Genomic DNA, 23,490 nt, shown 5'->3' on the forward strand with positions numbered 1-23,490 from the left:
TTTTATCCCCAAAATGTTGAACATTTCGATGGGGTGATGGCGCACGAATCAGGCCTCTTCCAGTTGCTCTTGCTCGGCCAGCCATTGATAGAACTCGATATCTTCAAGCATTTCCAGATCGGCGCCAGCGGTCAGTAATTCAACATCCTGCAATAACACCAGTTGCTCCGGCATCGTTGCCGGGCTTTGCTGACCGAGTGGCAGCAACATGACGACGGCCAGCGCAGCCGGAACGGCGGTCAGCCACAGCCAACCACGGGCGGTCTTTTTCGCCGGTTTTTTGTCCAGCTCAGCCAGCGCTTGTTCGCGCGCCTTCTGCAAATGCAATTGGGTGCGGTAGTCGATCTGCTCAGCCTCCTGATCGAGCGCCTCAATGGTGCGCTCAATAATGGCCTTGTCCTGCTCATTGCTCATGGCTGGTACTCCTGCAAACGCTGGCGCAAACTCGCCAGCGCCCGCGACAAATGGGTTTTTACAGACCCTTCGCTGCACTGCATGATAAAGGCCATCTGCTTTTCTGACTGGCCTTCCCAGTAACGCAGCAAAAACGCCTGACGTTGACGCTCCGGCAGCTCGGCTACGGCCGCGACCAAAGCCTCGTTGCCTTGCTCCAGATCAAGCCGTTCCAGCGGATTCTGGATGCCGGCTGCCTCAGCCTGTTCAATCGGGTCATAAACCTCGCCGTCTTCATCTTCTTTCTGAAACCAGGCGAAAATCCGTTTGACCACCTTACCGCGCCGATGGTGGTCCATGATGCGGCTGTGCAGGATACGGTGAAACAGCGGCGGCCATTCCTCGGCGCTGGCTTCGGCATAGTTCTGCACCAGCTTCAGCATCGCATCCTGAACGATTTCCAACGCGTCGTCGCGGTTACGCACGGCAAACTCGGCCGTGCGCAGAGCCCGGCGCTCAACACTGGCCAGAAACGCGTCGAGTTGTTGTCGTTTTTCGCGCACGGCGCTCCCGCTGCTGCTGTGTGTCGTTATCGTCTTGCTGTCGGCCTGTACTGCCAGCTGAAAATCTAGCACGGCGGTCGTCATGTTGTCGGTTCTCCTGCCGGTTCTTAAACCAGATAAACGGCGGAGCAGGGAATCGGTTGACAGCCGGTGGAGAATTTTCAGGGTTCGCGACGGCTATAGATTTCCCGGTTGGTCTCGCTGGCTTCTTCGGATTTTTTCAGCAGGATATAGACCGCACCGGTACCACCGTCACGTTTCTGAGCGGAATGGAAGGCCAACACCTCGGGAAACTGCGGCAACCAATGGTTGACATAGCTTTTCAGCAGCGCCGGCTTTTCGGCCTTGACGCCGCGGCCATGCAGAATCATCACGCAGCGTTCCTGGCGCTTCAGCGCATCGTAGATGAACTCGAACACCTCGACCCGGGCTTTCTCCACGGTGTGTCGATGCAAGTCCAGCACGTAGCGCGCTTCATACTGGCCCTGGCGTAGCGCCTTGAACACCCCGGTTTGCACGCCATCGCGCTTGTAGGCGAGCTCGGCATAGGGGTCGACCAGTTTCGGTTGGGTCGTGGTCAAAAAGTTCTGATCGTGTTGCTTATCGGTTTGTGCCGCCAGACGGCGATTCTGCATCGCCAGCTTGTCGAGTTCTTGTGCGGCGTTTGCATCAATCTTGTCTGACTCACCAATCGGCTCAACGTCGGCAAATGCTTCTTCCAGCAATCGTTGGTCTTCAGGATTCAAACGGCTCATAACACTATCAACAATACGATACCCAAGGCCACCACATAGACCAACAACGCCAGCCACCACGGACGCCAGCGGAGTGCTGATGGCAGGTTATCGATCGGCGTTTTATCCACTGGCTTTCGGCCAGTAAACATTGCCGGCACCAGCGACTCTTTAAACCATAAATGATAAACGGTGACGGCCGCGACATGCAGGCCGATCATGATCAACAACAGATCAAAATTTAAATGGTGCCACTCGTGCATGAGTTCGCTGGTTTCGCTGCTAACCAATGAGGCGAGCGGTGCCGAGAACATGATGTCGTCTTCGCTGAACAAGCCGGTGCCAACCTGAATCAGCAATAACAGCAACATCGCGAAAACGGCGTAGCTGCCGAGTGGGTTGTGGCCGGGGTAGGAGGGCTTTTCACCGGCAGCAATTTGCTTCAGATAGCGCCACAACTGCGAAGGCGCTGCCGGCCATTCCTGAAAGCGCGCCGAGCTGCTGCCGACAAAGCCCCAGGCAATGCGAAACAACAACAGCGACATCAGGAAATAGCCGATGCGTGCATGCCAGACGATCGCATCAAAGAAAATCGCTTTTTCCAGAAACCAATCGGCGATGTCTTCGCCAAATTTTCCGGTCAAGAACGACAGCAGAATGGCCAGCACCAGCAGCCAGTGAAACAGGCGAACCGGTAAATCCCAGATTTTTTCGGTTTGACTCATAAATCAGCTGAGGGCGAAGAGAGAGGGGCACAGTGTCCGAATTCGCCGTTGGCAAGTCAACCTGAATGCAAACGGCAGTGCCGGTAAGGGCACTGCCGTTTGTGTACGCGATTACTGTTTCAGCGGTTCAACATCCTTGCCTGGTTGACCCAAGGGTGCGATCGGTTTCGGTTGCGGCCGTGCAACCGGTTCGGCCTGCAGTTTCTTCTGCAGATATTCGATCGCGGATTGCAGTTGCGCATCGTTGCCATTGAACGTGGCGTAGGGAAGATTGTTGACCTCGACATCCGGCGCAACGCCATAGCCTTCGATGATCCACTCGCCATCGGCGCGGTATTGGGCGAACTCTGCAGCACGAGCCATACCGCCATCGACAAGTCGATTGCGATCTGAAAGCCAGACACCGGCGCCGGAGGTGCGCTTGCCAATCAATGGCCCGAGCTCCAGCGCTTTAACGCCAGCAGCAAACGTCTCGCCATCGGAATAGGTGTATTCATCAATCAGGAACGCCACATGACCGCGGAAAGTCTGTTGCATGTTCCAGAAGGCCGGTGCTTGGTCCGGCGCCCAGAACGCCCAGGTCTGGCGCAGGAATTGTTGGATAATCCAACTATCGATATTGCCGCCATTATTGCGACGTACATCGATGATCAGCGCATCCTTGTCGTATTGCGCGTAGAAGTCGCGGGCAAACGACGCGATGTCATTCGGGCCCATTGCGCGCAAGTGCAAGTAACCAATTTTACCGTCACTTTGTTGTTGCACGTTTTCCAGCGAGCGGCGTTCCCAGTCGGCATATTTCAGCAAGCTTTGCTTGAAGCCATCAACGGGCTTGACGATAACCGCGTGGCTATTTTTCCCTCGTTGAATATCCAGGCGTACTTGCTGGCCAACTTGTTGTCGTAACGCCACCTCAATCGGCTGGCCAAGTCGCACAGGTTGATGATTGACGTGGGTAATCAAATCACCTTCCTGCACATCAACGCCGGGCAAATCGAGTGGGCTGCGTTCGCCGAGCAAGTCACGATCACCGCGATAAATGTGGTCGATGCGATAGCCATTCTCTTCAGCGTCCAGCACTGCGCCAAGGGTTGCCTGTTGCGGCTGCTCGTTGTCGCGGCGGGTATCGCCGCTACGCATCTGCGAATGCAACACGCCGAGTTCAGCAATCATCTGCGCGATCAAATCATCGAGTTCCTGACGGGAATTGACGCGTGCCAGCAGCGGCTCGTAACGCGTCTTGGTTTGTTGCCAGTCGATGCCGCGCAATTTTGGGTCAAAAAGAAAATCGCGTTGCATGCGCCAGGCGTCATGGAACATTTGCCGCCATTCTTCGCGCGGTTCAATTGCCAGCTTCCAGCCACCGGTTTGCACCTGCACTTTGTCCAGTTCGCTACTGGCCTTGGCGCCGGCATCCATCAGGTAAACCGCAGAGACTTTGTTGTTTGCCGTTTTGCTGAGCCAGAGTTTTTTCCGGTCCGCGCTCAAGCCAAAGTCACCAGCACCATCGAAAAAGGTTTCCAATTTCGGCGCGTCGTTACCAAACGCCATGGTTTTGATGGCATGGCCTTTGTTGCCATTTTCACCGGCTTCCAGCAAGAACAAACGGTCGTTACCGAGTTCCAGCTTGCGGTAGTTATCGGCGCTGACCGGCGCTTGATAGATCCGCTCGGCTAAACCTTTCCAGTCAATGGTAATGCCGGGCTTTTCCTCGGTTTTCTTTTTGTCCTTCTTGTCATCGTCTTTCTTTTCCGGTTGTTTGACAGCCAACTCGGTATCCGGAGTAAACGGAAACTTGGCATCGCTGGTCAACGCCAGCGCAAAGACTTCGGTGCGCTTGTCGAAGTGCGGGCCCATGTTGCGGTCGCCCCAGGGGCTCGATGGCGTTGGTTTGTAATGACGATTGCTGAGAAAGTAGAGCCACTGACCGTCGACAGAAAATGTCGGGGAAAATGATGGATATTTTTCTGTGGTCACGACCGCCGATTTGCCACCTGCAATGTCTTGCAACACAATCTGGTTAACACCACGCATATTATCCGGACGGCTGTAGGCGATAAAACGGCTGTCTGCCGACCAGCTCAGATCCTGGAACTCGGTATTGCCAACAGCAATCGCGTTATCCAGCTTTTCATTTTTCAGTGTCTTGGTGTTCAGCAACCACAGGTTACCTTGTTTGTCGTCGTGCGCCAGCCATTCACCATTGGGTGACAGATGCAGGTTGAAACGTTGGCCCATTTTGTCCTTGGTCAACTGCTGCGGTTTTTCCGTGCTATTGACCGGATAGCGCCAAATTTCTTCTTCGCCGCTTTGATCAGTAATCGCATAAAGGTATTTACCATCAGGGCTCAGTTGGGTAGCGCTGGCAATCACATCGTCAGGAATCAGCATTGGCATCCGCCGCAGTGCTGTTGTGCCAGCAACCATCGGCTTGCCGCGTGCCGTCAGTGCGACACGGCTGCCGTCACCGGCAATGGCGAGGTGCTGCAAGAATTCCAGCGGGTTGCCGATCCAGCGAGTACGGGTTTGCTCGAAATCGGAAACCAGATCGACGTTCAGTTTTTGATCGCTGCTGCTGGCGATATCAAACACACGTAGATCGGCACCGTGTTGGTAAACAATGCGGCCATTGTGAAGGCTCGGGCCGCGAACTTCAAAATCGCTGTGGTTGGTCAGTTTGGTCAGATCGCTGCCATCGAGATTCATGCGCCACAGGTTATCAACGCCACTGTCTTCGCTCAGCAGGTAAAGCTGATTTTCCCAGAACATTGGTGCGCGGTAGGATCGATCATTCTCCGGAGAAACTTGCACCGCTTCGGATGAGCTGCCGAGTTGCCAACGCCAAACCGTGGCTTTGTTGCCGCCACGATAGTACCGTGCATTGTCATTGGAAAGATGAATGCCGCCGCGTACGAAGAACAGTGTTTTGCCGTCATCCGCCAGGGTCGCCTGGTTGGCGTCAGCAAGCGGAATGGCATCGCGTTTCAGTGTTATCGGATCAACCCGATAAAGACTCTCGGAGCGAAGCGGTCCTTGCTGAATTGGCGCCGAATAAATCAATTTATTGTCAGCAGTCCAGGCCTGGGGCAGGGCGCGGCCATTATCGAAAGTAATTTGTTTTGGCACGCCGCCATTGCTCGGCATCACATAGATTTCCATGCCGCCATCGTAATTGGCGGTGAATGCCAGCCACTTGCCGTCATTGGACATTAACGGAAACACCTCTTCGGCACTGTGCGTAGTCAAACGCATCGCTTGACCGCCAGTGCTTGAGGTTTTCCATAGATCGCCTTCGGAACTGAATACCAGCGACTGCTGATTCAGCGTTGGGTGACGGTAATAGCCGTTGTTGGCGGTAGCGATATTTGTAGCCAGCAGACTGGCGGTCAATAACGTCAAAGCATGTCGCATAAGGGCTCTCGGTTAATTTTGAGAAAGGAAATCTAAAAAAAATGGGCGCCCAGTGGCGCCCATTTAACGTGCGCCTTACAGCGCGTTCATTTCTTTCAGCAGGTTGTCGGCTTTATCGACAACTTTCATCTGCCACAGCATGTAGCGCAGGTCGACCTGAATCGAGCGGGTTTTTGCTACATCGAAATCCCAGTCGGAAATGATCGAATCCAATGTGCCGTCGAAGGCGAGGCCAACCAATTCGGCTTTGCTGTTCAGCGTTGCGGAACCGGAATTACCACCAGTGATGTCCAGCGTTGCCAGGAAGTTAACTGGAACGGAATCGACGAAGGCTTCGTAGTACTTGTCGTACTGCTTGGCTTTGATCGCGGCGATTTGCGCATCCGGTGCATCGAATTCACCTTCACCGGTATGCTTGGCGGTAATGCCGCGCAGTGTCGTGAATGCGGTCCAGGCGGTGCCATCCGGCAGGCCAGCTTCACGGCCAATGACTTTACCGTAAGTGATGCGCAGCGTGCTGTTGGCATCCGGGTAAACCGCTTGACCTTTACTGTTCAGGTAGGTTTTCAGCGCGTCCATGTATTCGGCATAGGCTTGCTGAATCTTGCCGCCCATTTCTTCATCGCGCTGTTCTTTCTTCATGTCACGATCATAGAGCGCTACGGCCAGCTTGATGAATTGGTCGTCGCTGGCTTTGAAGGCGGCGACGTCTTTATCCATCCAACCAAGGCGGGTGTCCAGATCTTCCAGTTTGCTGCCTTCGTAAATCGGCTTCAACAGCACCAGCAGATCCGTTTCCGACATGTTGTCTTTCAGACCAAAGGCTTTATCAAACGCGGCATCGCGATCTTTGGCCGGCATCGCCAGATACTGGCTCATGAAGTGCGCGGTCAACGCCATATCGACTTGTTGATCGTAACGGCGGGTGATCGATTCCAGGCCTTGTTTGATGCGTGGTACATCGCGCTCCTGGAAGCCGGATTTACGCGCCATGTCGTCTTTGGTTTTTTCATTCGCCAAACGATAAAGCTGCTGTGCACTACGCAGCATGCGCGGGCTGGCATAGCCAAGCAAAAATTCCTTGCGAGCAATGGCATCGCGCTCGGCAATCAGTTTTTCCGTTTGGTCGATGGCTTTGGCAAATTGCTTCTTGCGTGCCTTGTCCGCATTGACCCATTTTTTCAGGTCAGCCAGCAAGGCTTGCTTGCGCGCCAACATGTCGGAGTTTTTGTAGCTATCGATCATGCCTTGGCGGTTTTTGTAGTAGTTGTTGATGCTGGCGATGGTGGAAGCGTACTTGATCGCCGCGTCTTTGCGCTCTTTGGTTTCGCGGTCAATGATTTCGAGCGCTTCACCGGAGGCTTTGACGAAAGCCGGATAGGAGTAATTGAAGGTGTATTCAATTTCCGATGGCAGGCGATGACGATTGGTGCGGCCCGGATAACCGGCAATCATGACAAAATCACCTTCTTTGACGCCTTCTTTGGCCAGCTTCAATATATGCTTTGGCTGGTAAGGAACGTTGTCTTTGCTGAAGTCGGCTGGCTTGCCATCTTTACCAACATAGGCGCGGTAAAAACCATAATCACCAGTGTGACGCGGCCACATCCAGTTGTCGGTGTCGCCACCAAATTTACCGACGCCATCAGCCGGCGCGTGCACCAAACGCACGTCGCGGATTTCCATTTGCTTGATCAAATGAAACTCCTGACCGCCGTAAAAGCTGTAAACATTGCAGCGATGGCCTTCATCTTTTTCGCACTCGGCGACCAGCGCTTTCTCGTTGGCTTCCATCGCATCGACGCGTTTCTTGCCATTGAGTTTGGCGGTTTTGCTGTCGATCACTTTGTCGGTGACGTTGCTGACTTCAACCGTTACATAGATACGACTGCCCGGCGCAGCCGGCAGTTCTTCTTCAAATGTTTTTGCCAGGAAGCCTTCTTTAATCAGGTTTTTTTCGGCGGTGGAATTGTATTGAATGCTGCCGTAAACGCAGTGGTGGTTGGAAACGACCAGACCCTGCGGCGACACGAACGAAGCGGAGCAGCCACCAAGACTGACGATGGCGCCCATCGGGAACTCGGTCAGTTTGGTCAGGTTGGCCGGGTCCAGTTCCAGACCGGCCGCTTTCAGTTGCGGGGCAATTTCCGGCAGCTGTTGCGGCATCCACATGCCTTCAGCAGCAAAAAGCGGGGTAGACAGCATCGCTGTCAGCAGCAGAGTTTTTTTCATTTCGGGATTCCGAATAGCAGCGTTGAGCAAAGGGGCGCGAAGCGCCAAACCGGCCCGGAGTGTACCGGATTTGGCGAATTCGTTACGGCTCTGAAATATTTTGTTGCATTCGCTATCGGCAGAACTTAGCGGGCGGTCCAGCCGCCATCGACGACGATGGTTTGACCAGTGATATTACGAGCGATATCGCTGATTAAAAATTGGGCAATGCCGGCCAATTCCTCAAGGCTGATGAACACACCCTTCGGCATTGGCTTCAGCATTATCTCGCTGACGACATCGGCCTCACTCATTTGATACTGCTTGGCGGTGGCGGCGATCTGGTTTTGCACCAACGGCGTTTGCACATAGGTTGGGCAGACCGTGTTGATGGTGATATCGGTATCAGCCGTTTCCAGCGCCACCACCTTGGAAAAGCCGACCAGACCATGTTTGGCGGCGACATAAGCCGACTTGAACGGCGAGGCGACCAGCGAATGAATCGAGCCGATATTGACGATGCGGCCAAAGCCGCGCTCGCGCATGCCAGGCAATACGGCGCGCGTCGTGCGGGCCACACCGTTCAGCATGATATCGACCAGCAATGACCAGCGTTCCTGCGGAAACTCTTCCAGCGGCGCGACATGCTGAATACCGGCGTTGTTGATCAGCACATCAATCGGGCCGAAGTTTTTCACCACATCCAGTACGGCTGCCTCATTGGTGACATCCATCGATGCGGCGGTAATATTGGCGGCGCCACTTTCCTGCAGCCAGTTTTGCACCGGTTCAATGCGGACATCAGTGGCAATTACCTGATGGCCGGCGGCCGCCAATAATTTCGCCACCCCTTCGCCAATGCCACTGCCGGCACCAGTAATCAGAATACGTTTGGACATGCATGGTTTCCTGCAATGCATCAAAGACTGCAGGCTAACGAGCACAAGCAACGCTGTCAGTACAACTAAAGTGGGATAAGCAGCCTTGCGGTGCAACAGGGCCGCTGTGTTAGAGTTTTGCCGTTGTTGTACAGAGTGCAGGCGCCATGGCTTACCGTTTTCTTATCGCTGACGATCACCCGCTGTTTCGCACAGCGCTGCGGCAAGCACTGACGCTGGTCAGCCCCGATGCGCAAGTGCATGAGGCCGATTCCTTGAACGCGGCGATTCAATGTCTGGATAGTGAAGTCGAAATGGATTTGGTGTTGCTCGATCTGGGCCTGCCGGACAGCGAAGGATTTCAGGGCTTGTTGAATCTTCGTCACCGTTATCCGACCGTAGGCGTTGCCGTCGTTTCCGGTCAGGAAGATCCGTCATTGATGCGGCAGGCGATTGCGCTCGGTGCCATTGCTTATATTCCAAAATCCTCACCCGTGAATGAATTGGTCGCTGCAGTTACCGCCACGTTGAATGGCCAGACATGGTTACCGGCGATGGCTCATCATGAAAGCAATGAAGCGGAAAAAGAACAACTAGCACAGCGTGTGGCGTCGCTTTCGCCGCAGCAGTATCGGGTGCTTTGTATGGTCGCCGATGGCAAATTGAATAAGCAGATCGCGGCGGAGCTGAATATTCAAGAGAGTACGATCAAGCAGCATGTGTCGGCGGTGCTGCGGAAGTTGGGGTTGATTAATCGGACGCAGGCGGGGGTGTTGTTGCGATCGTTGCAGCAGCCTTGATTTTTTGTCATTCCCGCGCAGGCGGGAATCCAGTTTTCCTCGCAAGTTATTTCCAAGCGAAAATGTCTTCTGATTACCGCCTTTGCCGGTTCCCGGACCGGCGGCCGGGTTACTTTACTCTTGTTCGCGCAAGAGAAAGTAACCAAAGAGAAACGGGCCCCAACTGCGCCAGAAGAATTTTGCAGCTTCGACAAGGCAGTTCCGTCAACGACATGATTCCAGCTCGGGCCGCGTTGACTCGGCATCCATGCCTCAACAGCGCTACAACCGCTGTCCCTGCGGTTGTACCCGGCTTACATCATGCCGTTGCCGGCTGGCGCAGACGGGGACCCCGTTTTTTCTTTTCGATGCTTTCAACTTCGAAAAACAAACTTACGTTCCCTCTCCCTGAAATTTCAGGGAGAGGGCTAGAGTGAGGGTTTTACCGATGAGATTCGAATAAGCTTTAAAACCCATCCCTCATCTGTCGCTACGCGACATCTTCTCCCTTTTGAAAAGGGAGAAGGTCAAGACCGCAAGCCATGCGATTTGAAAGGTAAATCAAACCAATATCGAAAGTTGTAAACGGGCCCCATTGCGTACCCGCCAACCGAGACCGAGCAACGCAGGAACTGCCCGGAAAATCTTGCCTAACTCACCGGCGTAGCATGGGTGTGCTTTGATTCGCGCCATTCCCGGCGCTCACCATTCGGGCGCCTCCGGCGTCCAAATTTGTTCCTGACAAATTTGTCTTTTGGTATCTTTTCTTTGCACAAACAAAGATAAGTACTCGCCCGCCCGTGCGAGAACGGGCAGCGGCCCAGGAGGCTTAGCAGCATATGGATTGTCGCAAGCAAATAAATGGGCATTAAAATCCGGCGGCGACTCTCATGCTAAGAGATGCAAGAAAAATGGTGAGTAGCATCGAGAATGCTGTGCCGATATAGAACAATGGAGACCAAATTACTTTTAAAAATTCGAACTGAAGTGGCAATGCAATATTTAAGTATGGTCCCAACGTATAAAATACGTTTGCGAATACGCCGTAGACTATCGCCTGTACGGTCACAACAATTGGATTCAAGTTTTCTGAGCCGGGAATGGTGAAAATTGAAATAGTTCCTGTTAGGAGTAGAATCAGGTTAAATTAAAATCGCTTTCTCTCCCAATACGTAAGAACCTGAATCATAAATCCGTGATCGAGAGACTGCTTAGGAGCGAAAGTTTCTGGTGTTCTGTATGGATTCATAGGTGACAGATCCAAGGGGCAGTAAATGCGGCTGACTAGAGACTGTCCAGAATTTTGTGTAACTGGCGGATTTACACCTTCACGCGGTCTTCGCCGAACACGATCAACAACTGATTCAGTGCGGCTTTCCAATCGTGTACCGGCATCGTCCACTTTTCCGCGATCCGATGCAAGGTTAAGTACAACACCTTCAAGATTGCCTCGTCATTCGGGAAGGCTTTCTTGGGCTTCAACACTTTCTGCAAGCTGGCGTTGAGTGATTCAATCGCGTTGGTCGTGTAGATGATTTTCCGTATCTCCGGCGGATAATCAAAGAACACCGTCAACCGTGTCCAGTTGTTACGCCAGCTCGGCCCAATATGCGGATACTTCCCGCCCCAGTTCTGTTCAAATTCAGCCAGCGCCCGCTGTGCTTCGCTTTCCGTTGCCGCTCGATAAATCAACCGTAAATCGGCCGCCACGGCCTTACGCTCTTTCCAAGGGACGAAGTGCAGCGAGTGACGCACTTGATGGACGATGCATTGCTGCACATGGGTCTGCGGGTAGACCGCATTAATCGCTTCCGAGAAGCCTTTAAGGCCATCGACACAGCAATCAATACGTCATTGACGCCGCGATTTTTCAGTTCATTGATAACGCTTAACCAGAACTTGGCGCCTTCACTGCTGGCCAACCATAACCCTAAAATCTCTTTCTCACCGCGCATGTTGATGCCCAGCGCTACATACACGGAGCGATTGCCGACCATGCCATCCTGCCGCGACTTCGTCACCAAGGCATCGAGATAGACAATCGCATAAGTCGAATCGAGTGGTCGCTTCTGCCATTGTTGTACTTCATCCATAACCTGTTCGGTCACCTGGCTTATCAGCGCCGGTGACACCGCGTTGCCGTAGGTTTCTTGCAGGTAGTCGTGAATGTCACGCTGACTCATGCCGTAAGAGTAGAGTCGCACGATGGCGTCCGTTATGCTGCCAACGCGTCGTTGATGCTTGCCGATAAACCGAGGTTCAAACTCGGCATTCCGGTCACGTGGGACTTCGATATCCAGTGGGCCATGCTCGGTTTGCACTTGCTTGGTCGATCGGCCGTTACGTGAATTACCGGAGTTGCGACCTTTGACGGCGTGTTTGTCATAACCCAGATGCTGTTCCATTTCGGCCTTCAGCGCCCGCTCCGCGACCTGCTTGAACAACACTTTGGTTAGTGCCTGGAAGTCTTCGGTTGATTTGCAACGGTCTAATAATTCATCAAGTGTGGTATGGGTGCTGACAGGTTTTTCTGGCTTCATAATGCTCTCCTATTGAGGATATGATGAAGCCAGTTACACAAAAATCAAAACGGTCCCGCTGACTATGAGCTAAAGCTACGTTTAACCAGCTCAATGTTTTCTTCAATTAGGTTCCTGTAGTGCACAAGACCACCGAAATCAGTGTCAATCAGAACTCCTTCCTTAAGGTAAGCCCAATCGCTCTCGGGATATTTGTTGCTATAAATGCCTTGGTCAATGCAAGCAACGATAGTTCCTTTGGATCGTCCATCAATCAGGACCTCATCTCCGAGCTGCACGGATTGTCCATCAACGTAATTCATTAGTGATGTTTTTTAGTTGGGTAGGGGGCACTACTTTAGTGCATTACAAAGCCAAAATCTCATTCTTCGCACAAATATCCTGCAACACCCCCCTCAACGCCAACGGCTTAATCGGCTTATGTAACAACACCACCTGATATTCCTGACACCGAACCTTCAACGCCGGATCGCGCATCGCACTGATCACAACCAGCGGCGGCCGTGGCTCCGCCAAACTGAGCCAGACATCGATACCGGTATCGCCCTGATCAAGCTGATAGTCAGCAACGATAACCTCGATTTCCTCATGCATCAGTTGTTGCGCAGTTTGCCGGTCACGGGCGGCGAACACTTCGCAGCCCCAGCCGGAGAGCAGGGCGACCATCGCGTTCAGGATATCCGGGTCGTTGTCCAGGCAGAGCACGCTTAAACCGGCCAGTGGATACATTGGTATGGCTGGCTCGATAGTTTCTTGTTGCAGCTGTTCGGGTTGGATTGCCGATAACGAAAACGCAAAGACGCTGCCTCGATCGACTTCTGAACGTAGCTCAATGGGTGCGTTCATCGCTTTGCTCAGGCGTTTGACGATGGCGAGGCCAAGGCCATAGCCGGCGGCAATGGTTTTATCTGTGCGTAGGTGGCGTTTGAATTCCTCAAAAATCTCTTGCTGCGCTTTCGGTTCAATGCCGAAGCCGGTATCCCACACTTCAAATCGAATATGGTCTCCGCGTTTGCGCGCCGCCAACAGCACACCGCCATGTTCGCAGTAGCGCAGCGCGTTGCTCAGCAGGTTTTGCAGCAGTCGCCTTGTCAGGTTCGGGTCGGCATGGACCCAGTACTCGTTGCAATGTACCCGAAGTTGCAGTTTTTTCTTTTCGGCTTGCGCGCTGAATTCGTTTTGCAGGGTTAGCAGCAGTTGCCGGACGTTGAAGGCTTCCGGTTTTGGTGTGATGACGCCGGCGTCGAATTTGGAGATGTCGAGTAGGGTGCGCAGCAGGTCTTCGCTGTTTTGTAAGGATTGACCGAGTTGTTGCAGCAGCTTTTCGGCGTGCTCATCACGGATGTGTTCGGACAACGCACTGGCAAATAACTGCGCCGCGTTCAGTGGCTGCACCAAATCGTGACTGGCGGCGGCAAGAAAGCGGGTTTTGCTGGCATTGGCTTCTTCCGCACGTTGTTTAGCGGTTTCGGCTTCGCTCTTTGCGGCGGCGAGCTCGGCGGTGCGTTCGGTGACGCGCTTTTCCAGCGCATCAGCCAGTTTTTTGTGTTCAGTGATATCGGAATAGCTGGTCACGTAACCGCCACCAGGCATCGGGCTGCCGTGAATTTCCAGTACGCAGCCGTTATTCAGTGAACGTTCGGCGTGATGGATTTGGCCAAGACGCAGGTAATGCAGGCGTTTGTTGATAAAGTCCTCGACGTTGCCAACATCGAGAAAGCGTTCGGCGTTCAGCGCCAGCACATCAGCGATCGGCCTGCCGACCGAAAGGAAGTTTTTCGGTAGGGCAAACATCTCGACGTAGCGTGGGTTCCAGGCAACGACGCGCTGATCTTTATCGACGACGACAACGCCTTGATTGAGGGTGTTCAGGGTCGCCGATAGCAATTGCTGGTTGAACTGCATGACGGCGGTGGCGGCATCAACCAGTTGCAGCATTTCGTTGGCCGGTTGCAGCGGTGCGTAGAAGTGGGCGTCGATAACCACTTGCGCGGAAGCCGAACCAATCAGCCCGGTCAACTCACGCTGTAAAAATTGCAGCCATTCCTGATCGATATAGTTCGGCGTGTCGAGGTAATTGCGCCGGCTGGCTTCTTCTTCAATGCGTTGTCGCGCGGCCTCGGTGCCGAGAAAACGAGCCAGCACGTTTTCAATATCGCGAAAGCTTAAATCCTGTCGCCAGGTACGCTGCTGTGGTGATTCGCTCCAGGTACCGAACTGCACGAAACGCAAGGCTTGCAAGCGTTCGTGCACGCTTTGTTGAGTGGCCAGCGAAACCAGAATGTAGGCGAGTGTATTGATGCTCAAGCTAGTCAGCGCGCCGTGGGTGATGGTATCGAAACCGCTCAAGCCGAACATCGCTGTGGGTTTCAACCACTCGATCGCGAAAGGGCCATGCAACAATGCTTCGGATGACAATAATTGGCCTGCGCTCATTGCCGGATAAACCAGCGTCCAACACCAGGTTAATCCGCCGAGCGATAAGCCGGCGATAGCGCCATGACGATTACCGCTTTTCCAATACAGACCTCCCAGCAGCGGCGGAAAAAATTGGGCCACGGCAGTGAAAGAGATCAAACCGATTTGCGCCAGTGCTTCTTTTTCCGCGACCCAGCGGTAGTAGAGGAACGCCATCAGAATGATTGCGCACATCAGAATGCGGCGTAGCCAGCGCATTGACACAATGAAGTCGCTGCCTTTGGCCGGTTGGCGTAATCGCAGTGTTAACGGAATCAGGAAGGTGTGCGAAACCATCGTCATCAGCGCGATAACGGCGACAATCAGCATGCTGGTTCCGGCCGCGAGGCTACCGATAAATACGATCGCGGCAATCCAGGAGTTGCCTTGCGAAAGCGGCAGACCGAGCACGTAGTCGTCGGGACGCATTTGGCCACTGAGCAGGTGCTGGCCATAGTAGGAAAGTGGCAGCAAAACTAGCCCAAGTAGCAGCAAATAGATCGTGTAATAGACTCGGGCGTGTGGCAAATCGTTATTGCTTTGATGCTCGACAACGGTGATATGAAACTGGCGCGGCAAGCAGAGCATGGCCATCGCACCGAGTATCGCCTGCGAAAGATAGGCGGCACTGGAGTTTTCCGGCGTGTCGTGGATAGGCAGCGGTGTGACGGTCAGATCCAAATCGATTTGCAGCACCATGATCACAACGGCTGCCAGCGCAAACAGTTTCAGTAGTGATTCAAACGCCACAGCGACCAGCATACCCGGTTGCTGATCGCTGGCGGCGAAATGCTTCAAGCCAAACAACAGCAGAAAGGCCGACATCGCCAGCGTCACCAATAGCGAACTGTCCTGCCACCAGGCGGTGATGATGCCTGGTTGATAACTGAGTGTATCAACACTGTTGGCGATGCCTTTCAATTGCAGCGCAATGTAGGGAATAACACCGAGAAAGGCGATGCTGGTGGTCAACACGGCAACGGCGTGCGAATGGCCGTAACGCGCCGCCAGTAAATCGGCCAGTGAGGAAATATTTTCCGCTTTGCTGACCCGAATAACTTTATCGATCAGACGCCAGCCAAAAACGAATAACAAAATCGCGCCGAGATAGGTGGGCGGAAACCACCAGCCTGTGCTGGCCATTTGCCCAACCGAGCCGAAAAAGGTCCAGGTCGTGCAATACACGCCAAGCCCGAGCGTGTACAACCATGGGTGCCAGCGCTGCCAACTGGCGTGCGTCGCCCAACGTTCTCCAAGCCTGGCAACGAAGAACAGTGACAGCAACCAGAAAGCAGCCAGCAACGCCAGCAGCGACTTATCAAGCATGCCCGGCATAAATTCGCGAAATCGGGCCGGACAAGTTAAATCAGAAACAGGGCAATTGCCAGCGCTGTACCGAGCAGTGGTACCACGACGGTCATTGCCGCCATGGCCGGGTAGGCACGCGAATAACTTTCATTGCAGATGGCGCGCAACGTCGTGACGACATAACCATTGTGTGGCAGCGAATCGAGCGCACCTGATGACAGCGCGATAACGCGATGCAAGGCTGAAGGATCGACGCCTTGCGCCAGATACTGCGGTGCCAGTAGTGGTAACGCGATTGCTTGACCACCCGAGGCCGAACCAGTCAGGCCGGCAATCAGCGTTACGGCAATTGCGGCGCCAATCAGCGGTGAGCCAGGCAGGTGGGTGATGGCGTCGACGGCAATCTGAAAGCCCTCAGACGCACGCGCAACGGCGCCGAAGCCAACGACTGCAGAGGTATTGGCAATGGCCAGCAGCGCGCCAATGGCGCCGTCAGACAGGGCCTTGCCGGGTTGGCGCAGGGTTTTCAGGTTCAACAAGTACGCGGCAGCTAAACCGCCTGATAACGCCACGACCAGCGCGGATTGTTTCAGTGTGTCATGCAACCAGAATGACAGCACCAGCACGACGATCAGTGGCGCCAGTCCACGCCAGAATTTCGGCAAGTGCAGCGCATCGGGGGGCACCGGGTCGCTGGCCATTTCTTCGAACCCATGACCAGCAGCCAGGTCACGCCTGATCATCCAGCTGAGCCAAAAATAACCGAAGCTCGCCATCAACACGGCAACGACCAAACTGACCTGCCAACCGGCATAGGGCGTGGTATTCAGGTAAGCAATCGGAATCCAGTTTTGAATTTCCGGTGAACCGGCTGAGGTCATTGTGAACGTGACTGAACCAAAGGCCATCGTTGCCGGAATGAATCGGCGTGGCAGATTGCCTTGCTTGAACAAGCTGAGCGCCATCGGATACACCGAGAACGCGACGACAAACAGACTGACACCGCCATAGGTCAACACCGCACACGCAATGACGACGGCAAGCGCCGCGTGTTTCATGCCGCAGTGATTGACCAGCCACAGCGCAACGCTGTCGGCGGCGCCACTGTCTTCCATGATTTTGCCGAACAGCGCGCCAAGCAAGAACATGAAAAACCAATTGGTGACGAAGCCGCTGAAACCTTGCATGTAAGTGCCGAGCCAATTGGCGGCGCCATCATCGGCCCATTGCGGAAATAACGTGATATCGCTGCCGACGGCAACGATCAGTGCACATAGTGGCGCTGCCAGCAACAGATTCCAGTTGCGCAGGGCCAATACAATCAGCAGCACAAGGCCAATCATCAAGGCAGTTAAACTGAGCAAGGAGAAGTTCTCGTTTTTTCGTCGTGACGCCAGTATTGAATGCCTGCCGGGATCGGGCCATCCTACTATCGTACTGATGGCAATCGGAATTTCGTGGTGTAGTGTTGGTCGCCATGCCGCATCGGGCAGAAAGAGAAAAACGGAGAACATAAATGCGCACGACTCGTTTCCCTTACCGTAAAACGCTGTTGGTCAGTGCTGTCCTGGGTGTATTGAGCGGTGCTCCGGTATACGCCGAAGACGCGCCGGATGCTGAAAATGCCGCCACCGAGGAACAACAAAAAAGCGGTGCAGAGGTCATTGAAGTCACGGCCCGTCGGTACAAAGAAAGCATCAAAGACGTGCCGGTTGCCGTCACCGCGTTGTCCGAACAGAAACTGATGGACAAAGGCACGCAAACGCTGATCGATATTGAACGTTTTGTACCCAATTTGACGGTCAATGCTTCCCGCGCCACCAGCACAACACTGACGGCGTATATCCGCGGTGTTGGCCAGAACGACCCGCTCTGGGGATTTGAGCCGGGCGTCGGTTTGTATATCGATGATGTCTATGTCGCGCGTCCGCAGGGCGGCGTGCTGGATCTGCTTGACATTCAACGCGTGGAAATTCTGCGCGGTCCGCAGGGCACGCTCTATGGCAAGAACACGATGGGGGGGGCAATCAAGTACGTCACCCGTGATCTGCCGGATTACACCCGCGGTTATGTCGAAGGCGTCATTGGTTCCTACAATCAGCGCGATGTGAAAGCCGGTTTCTCGACACCGATTACCGATAAATTGCTGATCGGTATTTCCGCCGCCAATCTGACTCGTGATGGTTTTGGTGAAGTGGTTGGCCCGTCGCCGTTTGCCGGTACCGATGTTTCCGATAAAGACATTACCGCTGCGCGTGTCAACGTCACCTGGAAGCCAAGCGACACCGTTACCGTCAAGTTTGTTGCCGATGACACTCAGGATGATTCCAATGTGCGCGGCGGTCATCGTCTTGATACCAGCCCGACGACCGGTGATGCGCCGCTTGAGGATGTGTTTGATACTCGTCAGAACATGGATCCCAAGCGTCAGGAAGTGACGTCAAGTGGTCAGGCGTTAACGATTTCCTGGGCAATGAGTGATGATTGGGAATTCAAATCCGTCACGGCACAACGTGAAGGTGATACGCTGTCGGATATCGATTTCGATGCCACACAAATCAATTCATTTGACGTACCGGCGATTTATGAAGACGAGCAATTCACCCAGGAATTCCAGCTGACTTATACCGGCGAGCGCCTCGACTTCGTCTCCGGCGTGTATTACCTCGATGGCGATGCCTGCGGTAACTTCGATGTGGTGTTCGGCCTGGTGCCACTGGTGCAAACCACGTACGGTTGCGTCAACACCGTCAGCAAATCGCTATACGCACAAGCGAGCTATCGTTTTGACGATGCCTGGTCGATGACGCTCGGCGCCCGTTACGATGAAGACGAGAAAGAAGCGACCGTTGGTGTCAATCGATTTCTCGGCTTACCGGGAACGGTCATTCTGCCGCTGCCTGGTGGTGAGTTCACCGAAAACGAAACCTTTGATGATTTCTCGCCGCGTGTAGGTGTGGAGTATCGCGCTTCGGAAAACACCATGTGGTATTTCTCCTACAGCCACGGTTTCAAGAGCGGCGGTTTCAACATGCGCGCCAATCCGGCGTTGGACCCGGCTGCCAATCAGGCATTCCAACCAGAAACCGCCGATTCGCTTGAGCTGGGTTTCAAAGGTTCATTCCTCGACAACCGCGTGCAAACCTATGTCGCGTTGTTTACCCAGAAGTATGAAGACAAGCAGGTGCCGGTATCGGTGGTATTGCCCGGTGGTGGATTTGTTTCGCGAGTGTTGAACGCAGCCGACGCCGATTTGAACGGCCTCGAGCTGGAACTGAACGCACGCATCACCGACGACTTCTCGCTGTTCCTGATGTACGGGTATCTTGACGCCGAGTACAACGAGTTTGTCGGCAGCCTTGGTGTGGACGGTTCGGTTACCTCCGATCTGTCTGACGTTGCGCGCGTCATCAACGCGCCGGAAAATCAGTACACGATTGGTTTGAGTTACGAGCTCGAAGCCGGTCCAGGCCGCTTGCTGATGTCGACCGATTACGCCTGGCGCGATGACCTGTTTATCTATGACGTGTCGCCGTTGACTGATCAGGAGGCTTACGGTGTTTGGAATGCTTCGGTCGTCTACTATCTCGATGACAGTGGCTGGCGCTTTGCCTTGCACGGTCGCAACCTGGCAGACGAGGAGTACCGCACCGCTGCATACGATTTTTCGACCACTGCCGTCGCGGACCGCTTGCTGACCGGCTACTACGGTGATCCGATGAATTGGAGTTTGTCAGCGATGTACTCGTTCTAACGCTTTTTATCTCCGTGTTGTTGTTAAGGGCCTGTTTATCTTTGCCACGCCGCTGCGACGGAGCTGCCCGTTGCGCAGTGCAAGGAATGAGGAGCGCGATGTACTTGACGTACATGAGCGACGAATGACGCCGCAATGCGCTACGGGCGGCCCGTCCCTCCGGGTTGCGCCCAGAAAAGCGCCATGCCGCGTTGCTCGTCGTTTATTTGGAGTGACCAAACCTCTCTCCTCGCGCCTTGCCTGGCGCTTTTCTGGGCGGCAACGCTGTGGTGTGGCAAAGATAAACAGGCCCTATCTTTCAGCCGCCAGCATTCGCATGTCTGGCGGCTTTTTTCGCTTCAGGACCACGAACAGGAATTGCCTATGCGCTTTCTTATTGCCGGTGTCATCGCTTCTGTGTTGTCTGCCTGTGCCGATGCCGAGCCGTTGCCATCGCTGAAATTGAATCCGGAAGTCACCGTGTCCGGGCTTTCTTCCGGTGCTTACATGGCGACTCAGTTTCATTTTGCTCATAACGTTTATGTTACTCATGCCGCATTACTCGCTGGTGGCCCATACGATTGCGCACAGGGCGACTTGACGACAGCGCTGGCCCGCTGCGTCGACAAGAAAGGGCAGGGCATTCCGCTTTCGGATTTGCTTGATACGGCGCGCAAGCGCGCTGCTGGCGGCAATATCGATCCACTGTCTGCTTTACAAGCGGATCAGGTCTGGGTGTTTCATGGCACAGAAGACCATCGGGTGCTGAAAGACATTACCGATGCCAGTGTCGCGTTTTACCAGGCTTTGATGCCGGAGAAGCAGGTGCAGTACGTTACCGATGTCGCGGCCGGTCATGGTTTCCCGACAGAAGCAAATGGTGTTGCCTGTGGCACTACCGATTCGCCGTTCATCAATGCCTGCCAGTGGGATGCTGCCAAACAAATCCTGACTCATGCTTACGGCGAGTTGAAAGCACCTGCGACAGCGCTTGCGCCACAAGCTTTCGATCAGGCGCTTTACGCCAAAGACGGCAAACATACGCTGGCCGAAAAAGGCTATGTGTATATTCCGCAGAGCTGTCGCGACGGTGAAAGCTGCCGCTTGCATATTGCGTTCCACGGTTGCAAACAGAATGCCGAAATGATCGCTGATCAATTTATTCAGCAAACCGGTTTCAACCGCTGGGCAGAGAGCAACAATATTGTTGTGCTGTATCCGCAAACCACCTCAAGCATGATGCCGCTGAATCCGGCCGCCTGTTGGGACTGGTGGGGCTACACCGGTGAGCACTACGCGACCAAGCAGGGTGAGCAAGTCAAACAGATTGCCAACATGGTACGTGCACTCGGCATCAAGCTCTGAGTGTTCGCATAGCGGCATTGATAATCTATTCTGTTGATGACTGTCGTATCAGCAGGGAAGGAATCGGCCAATACAGCGCCTGACTCGCCGAACCAAGCCGTGTTCGGCGAGTCAGAATCTGTCCTGGCGTTTGATTATCGATGCCCATGTCCAATGTTGCCTCTTATCTGAAACGATCGTTTGTCGCGGTAGCGATGGCTTCCGCGACCGTTGCCGTTCCGTCGGCGTTTGCCGAAACCACCATTCACCATCAGCAGCAAACGATCACCATTGATTATCCCGCCTCGTTCGATGCCAATGAGCGGCAACTGGCGTACCAATGGCTGCAGCAAATCAGCGCAGCGCTGCAAACGGTGCATGGTGAATTCCCGCAGGATCAGTTTCAGGTAACGCTTCGTGAAAGTACGCGCCACGGCAGTACCGTGCCATGGGGCCAGGTTAAACGTGGTGAACCCGACACCGTATTGCTGGTGATCAATCCCTCAGCAGGATTACAGGGCCTGCTTGCCGATTGGACCGCGTTTCATGAGTTCAGTCATTTGATGTTACCGTATCGCGGTTATGGCGATATTTGGCTGTCCGAAGGTTTGGCAACGTACTACCAGAATATTGTGCAGGCGCGTGCGGGTTTGTTTGATGAACAAACCATGTGGCAGCGCTTGCAAGCGGGTTTCCGGCGCGGGGAAAATGATCAGCGCTGGGCGCATGCAAAGCTCGAGCAGGTCAGTGACAATCTGCGTGAAACTCGTCAGCACATGCGCGTGCACTGGAGCGGTGTGTTGTACTGGCTGCAAATCGATGTCGCGCTTCGAGAGCAGGACCATTCACTGGATTTGGCGCTGAAGCATTTGAAAGACTGTTGCCAGGGTCAGCAGCTCTCCGCTTGGCAGATTGTTCGCAAGCTCGATCGGATGTACGAAACGACGATGTTCTCTACGCAGTTCGAATTGTTCCGTAACAGTTACACGTTGCCGGATTATCGCCACGTGTTGAGCGCGCTTGGCGTAGAAGAAAATCTGACCTTCAATAACCAGGCACAACAGGCGGCAATCAGAAAGTCCTTGCTGCAATCGCCGCGCTAATCCTTTCTCGCAAGAAACTCTTATTGCAGAAAATCCTTGATAGCTTGGCCGGCCAGTTGAATCCGGAATACGCCATCGAGATGGCCCATGCCGCCATCAATCTCGACTACTTCCGCTTGCACGCCGTTTTTGCGTAAGATTTCTGCTGCCTGATGTGACATGGCCGGCGGAAAAATCCTATCGGTTTTCGCCGGGATAAACAGGAACCGTCCTTTCATCGCTGGCACCCGATCGCTGACATCAAACAGCTGATAGGCACGCGCCGTGTACAGAAAGTGATTGGCATCGACCACCGCTGCGCGATCGAATCCTCGCTTCAGCAATTCGCTGCTGATCTTGAACGCATGCTGAAAAGCCTGCGCCGGTGATTGATGTGGATCATGCCATTGACGGCCGTATTGTTTATCCAGCCAATCGCTACTGAGCGCGGCAATGGTGACATTGCGCAATGCATGGGCAAGACCGAAGTTCGGCAGCGAGTGGGCGTAGTAATCACCCTGGCGCCAGTTTGGATCAAGCACAATCGGTTGCAGCCAGGTATCGAGCTCAGCGATCGAATGGGCATCGAGTTTGAAGCCGGGGCCGATTACCGCGACGGTTCGTTCGGCAAATCCCGGATGCGTCGCCGCCCATTGCAGCGCCTGAATCGCGCCGCCTGAGGCACCAACAACCGCGTGCAGCTTGTTGATGCCGAATCTATCGAGTAATGCTTTCTGGGTCTGGACAAAATCGCCTACGCTGATCACCGGAAAGGTCATGCCATAGGGTTTGTTGGTTTTCGGATCAATGCTGGCCGGGCCGGTGGTGATCACATTCGGGTCATGCACCGCAAGGTTGACCAGCGTATCGACGGAAACGACAAAAAATCGGTTGGTATCAATGGCTTTGCCAGGGCCTATGATCGCATCCCAATAACCGGCTTGGGCATCGTCTGCACGGTATTTGCCGGCGGCATGCGAACTGCCGGAAAAATAATGGGTAATCAGAATTGCATTGGATTTGTCGGCATTGAGGTTGCCATAGGTTTCGTAACCAACACGGACTTGCGCTATTGTCTCGCCGTTGAAGGTAGTGAATGGGGCAATTTCCAGCGTTTGCTTCTGCACCAGCAACGTTTCAGCACTGACGCTCCCAGTGAGCGACAATGCCAGCAGTAGCGATCGACACATCCATTGCTTCAGTTTGATAAAACCCATGGGCATAAGCTCTCCAGCGGCATTTCGCTTGCCAGTGTAGGCAGTTCAGCGCGATAAGGCGTATCCGGCGAAGGTCGGATAGCGGTGCTTATAATATGATGAACGGACGCTGGAT

14 protein-coding genes and 1 pseudogene are annotated in these 23,490 nt (G+C 54.0%); 4 read left to right on the forward strand and 11 right to left on the reverse strand.

Annotated features, from left to right (window positions below; all coding sequences use genetic code 11):
* Positions 1-48: 48 nt before the first annotated feature.
* From E2H98_RS18750 to E2H98_RS18780, 7 genes are all read right to left on the reverse strand, one after another.
* On the reverse strand, positions 49-414 hold the full coding sequence (locus tag E2H98_RS18750; protein WP_133587334.1) for a hypothetical protein: 366 nt from the start codon (positions 412-414) through the stop codon (positions 49-51).
* Positions 411-1,040 carry an RNA polymerase sigma factor gene (locus E2H98_RS18755; protein ID WP_133587336.1) on the reverse strand — a complete coding sequence of 210 codons (630 nt, stop codon included), beginning with the start codon at positions 1,038-1,040 and terminating at the stop codon, positions 411-413. Before E2H98_RS18755 ends, E2H98_RS18750 begins: the two co-directional genes overlap by 4 nt.
* A gap of 77 nt (positions 1,041-1,117) precedes the next feature.
* Entirely contained in the window at positions 1,118-1,711 is a 594-nt protein-coding gene (gene smrA / locus E2H98_RS18760; RefSeq protein ID WP_133587338.1) for a DNA endonuclease SmrA, read from the reverse strand.
* Positions 1,708-2,415, reverse strand: coding sequence for a cytochrome b/b6 domain-containing protein (locus E2H98_RS18765; RefSeq protein WP_133587340.1), 708 nt, complete (start codon positions 2,413-2,415; stop codon positions 1,708-1,710). The genes smrA and E2H98_RS18765 overlap by 4 nt, the downstream gene beginning before the upstream one ends.
* Before the next feature lie 111 nt (positions 2,416-2,526).
* A complete protein-coding gene (locus E2H98_RS18770) occupies positions 2,527-5,826 on the reverse strand; it encodes a S41 family peptidase (protein WP_133587342.1) in 3,300 nt (1,099 codons plus the stop codon).
* A gap of 75 nt (positions 5,827-5,901) precedes the next feature.
* A complete protein-coding gene (locus E2H98_RS18775; protein ID WP_133587344.1) occupies positions 5,902-8,058 on the reverse strand; it encodes a S46 family peptidase in 2,157 nt (718 codons plus the stop codon).
* A 125-nt stretch (positions 8,059-8,183) separates the two neighbouring features.
* Complete coding sequence (locus tag E2H98_RS18780; RefSeq protein WP_133587346.1) at positions 8,184-8,936, reverse strand: 3-hydroxybutyrate dehydrogenase; 753 nt, start codon at positions 8,934-8,936, stop codon at positions 8,184-8,186.
* A gap of 146 nt (positions 8,937-9,082) precedes the next feature.
* On the opposite strand from E2H98_RS18780, the gene E2H98_RS18785 reads away from it, so the two are divergent.
* Positions 9,083-9,715, forward strand: coding sequence for a response regulator transcription factor (locus E2H98_RS18785; RefSeq protein WP_133587348.1), 633 nt, complete (start codon positions 9,083-9,085; stop codon positions 9,713-9,715).
* A 1,299-nt stretch (positions 9,716-11,014) separates the two neighbouring features.
* Here the strand turns inward: E2H98_RS18785 and E2H98_RS18790 are convergent.
* From E2H98_RS18790 to E2H98_RS18800, 3 genes and pseudogenes are all read right to left on the reverse strand, one after another.
* Positions 11,015-12,234 (reverse strand): annotated as a pseudogene (locus tag E2H98_RS18790) (IS256 family transposase).
* A gap of 345 nt (positions 12,235-12,579) precedes the next feature.
* A complete protein-coding gene (locus tag E2H98_RS18795; RefSeq protein WP_162848203.1) occupies positions 12,580-16,017 on the reverse strand; it encodes a hybrid sensor histidine kinase/response regulator in 3,438 nt (1,145 codons plus the stop codon).
* 35 nt (positions 16,018-16,052) lie between these two features.
* Positions 16,053-17,363 (reverse strand): GntP family permease, encoded by a 1,311-nt coding sequence (locus E2H98_RS18800; protein WP_133592453.1) that lies wholly within the window; start codon positions 17,361-17,363, stop codon positions 16,053-16,055.
* Positions 17,364-17,515: 152 nt separating this feature from the next.
* On the opposite strand from E2H98_RS18800, the gene E2H98_RS18805 reads away from it, so the two are divergent.
* The 3 genes from E2H98_RS18805 (at position 17,516) to E2H98_RS18815 (ending at position 22,179) form a co-directional block, all read left to right on the forward strand.
* Positions 17,516-19,753 carry a TonB-dependent receptor gene (locus E2H98_RS18805; RefSeq protein WP_133592455.1) on the forward strand — a complete coding sequence of 746 codons (2,238 nt, stop codon included), beginning with the start codon at positions 17,516-17,518 and terminating at the stop codon, positions 19,751-19,753.
* 363 nt (positions 19,754-20,116) lie between these two features.
* On the forward strand, positions 20,117-21,097 hold the full coding sequence (locus E2H98_RS18810; RefSeq protein ID WP_157591468.1) for an extracellular catalytic domain type 2 short-chain-length polyhydroxyalkanoate depolymerase: 981 nt from the start codon (positions 20,117-20,119) through the stop codon (positions 21,095-21,097).
* Between the two features lie 146 nt (positions 21,098-21,243).
* Positions 21,244-22,179 carry a M61 family metallopeptidase gene (locus E2H98_RS18815; RefSeq protein WP_157591469.1) on the forward strand — a complete coding sequence of 312 codons (936 nt, stop codon included), beginning with the start codon at positions 21,244-21,246 and terminating at the stop codon, positions 22,177-22,179.
* Between the two features lie 20 nt (positions 22,180-22,199).
* On the opposite strand, the gene E2H98_RS18820 is transcribed toward E2H98_RS18815, so the two are convergent.
* The gene (locus E2H98_RS18820) at positions 22,200-23,375 is read right to left on the reverse strand and encodes an E22 family MetX-like putative esterase (RefSeq protein WP_198325182.1); all 1,176 of its coding nucleotides are present in this window, start codon (positions 23,373-23,375) and stop codon (positions 22,200-22,202) included.
* Positions 23,376-23,490: the final 115 nt, after the last annotated feature.

It is taken from the genome of Permianibacter aggregans, from assembly GCF_009756665.1.
Classification (GTDB): domain Bacteria; phylum Pseudomonadota; class Gammaproteobacteria; order Enterobacterales; family Permianibacteraceae; genus Permianibacter; species Permianibacter aggregans.

What these genes read in the sequence shown, in the direction of transcription:
- E2H98_RS18785 (WP_133587348.1), top strand. Translation starts at nt 9,083, where the DNA reads ATGGCTTACCGTTTTCTTATCGCTGACGATCACCCGCTGTTTCGCACA.
- E2H98_RS18755 (WP_133587336.1), bottom strand. Translation starts at nt 1,040, where the DNA reads ATGACGACCGCCGTGCTAGATTTTCAGCTGGCAGTACAGGCCGACAGC.
- E2H98_RS18815 (WP_157591469.1), top strand. Translation starts at nt 21,244, where the DNA reads ATGTCCAATGTTGCCTCTTATCTGAAACGATCGTTTGTCGCGGTAGCG.
- E2H98_RS18775 (WP_133587344.1), bottom strand. Translation starts at nt 8,058, where the DNA reads ATGAAAAAAACTCTGCTGCTGACAGCGATGCTGTCTACCCCGCTTTTT.
- E2H98_RS18765 (WP_133587340.1), bottom strand. Translation starts at nt 2,415, where the DNA reads ATGAGTCAAACCGAAAAAATCTGGGATTTACCGGTTCGCCTGTTTCAC.
- E2H98_RS18805 (WP_133592455.1), top strand. Translation starts at nt 17,516, where the DNA reads ATGCGCACGACTCGTTTCCCTTACCGTAAAACGCTGTTGGTCAGTGCT.
- E2H98_RS18770 (WP_133587342.1), bottom strand. Translation starts at nt 5,826, where the DNA reads ATGCGACATGCTTTGACGTTATTGACCGCCAGTCTGCTGGCTACAAAT.
- E2H98_RS18810 (WP_157591468.1), top strand. Translation starts at nt 20,117, where the DNA reads ATGCGCTTTCTTATTGCCGGTGTCATCGCTTCTGTGTTGTCTGCCTGT.
- E2H98_RS18780 (WP_133587346.1), bottom strand. Translation starts at nt 8,936, where the DNA reads ATGTCCAAACGTATTCTGATTACTGGTGCCGGCAGTGGCATTGGCGAA.
- E2H98_RS18820 (WP_198325182.1), bottom strand. Translation starts at nt 23,375, where the DNA reads ATGGGTTTTATCAAACTGAAGCAATGGATGTGTCGATCGCTACTGCTG.
- E2H98_RS18750 (WP_133587334.1), bottom strand. Translation starts at nt 414, where the DNA reads ATGAGCAATGAGCAGGACAAGGCCATTATTGAGCGCACCATTGAGGCG.
- smrA (WP_133587338.1), bottom strand. Translation starts at nt 1,711, where the DNA reads ATGAGCCGTTTGAATCCTGAAGACCAACGATTGCTGGAAGAAGCATTT.
- E2H98_RS18795 (WP_162848203.1), bottom strand. Translation starts at nt 16,017, where the DNA reads ATGCTTGATAAGTCGCTGCTGGCGTTGCTGGCTGCTTTCTGGTTGCTG.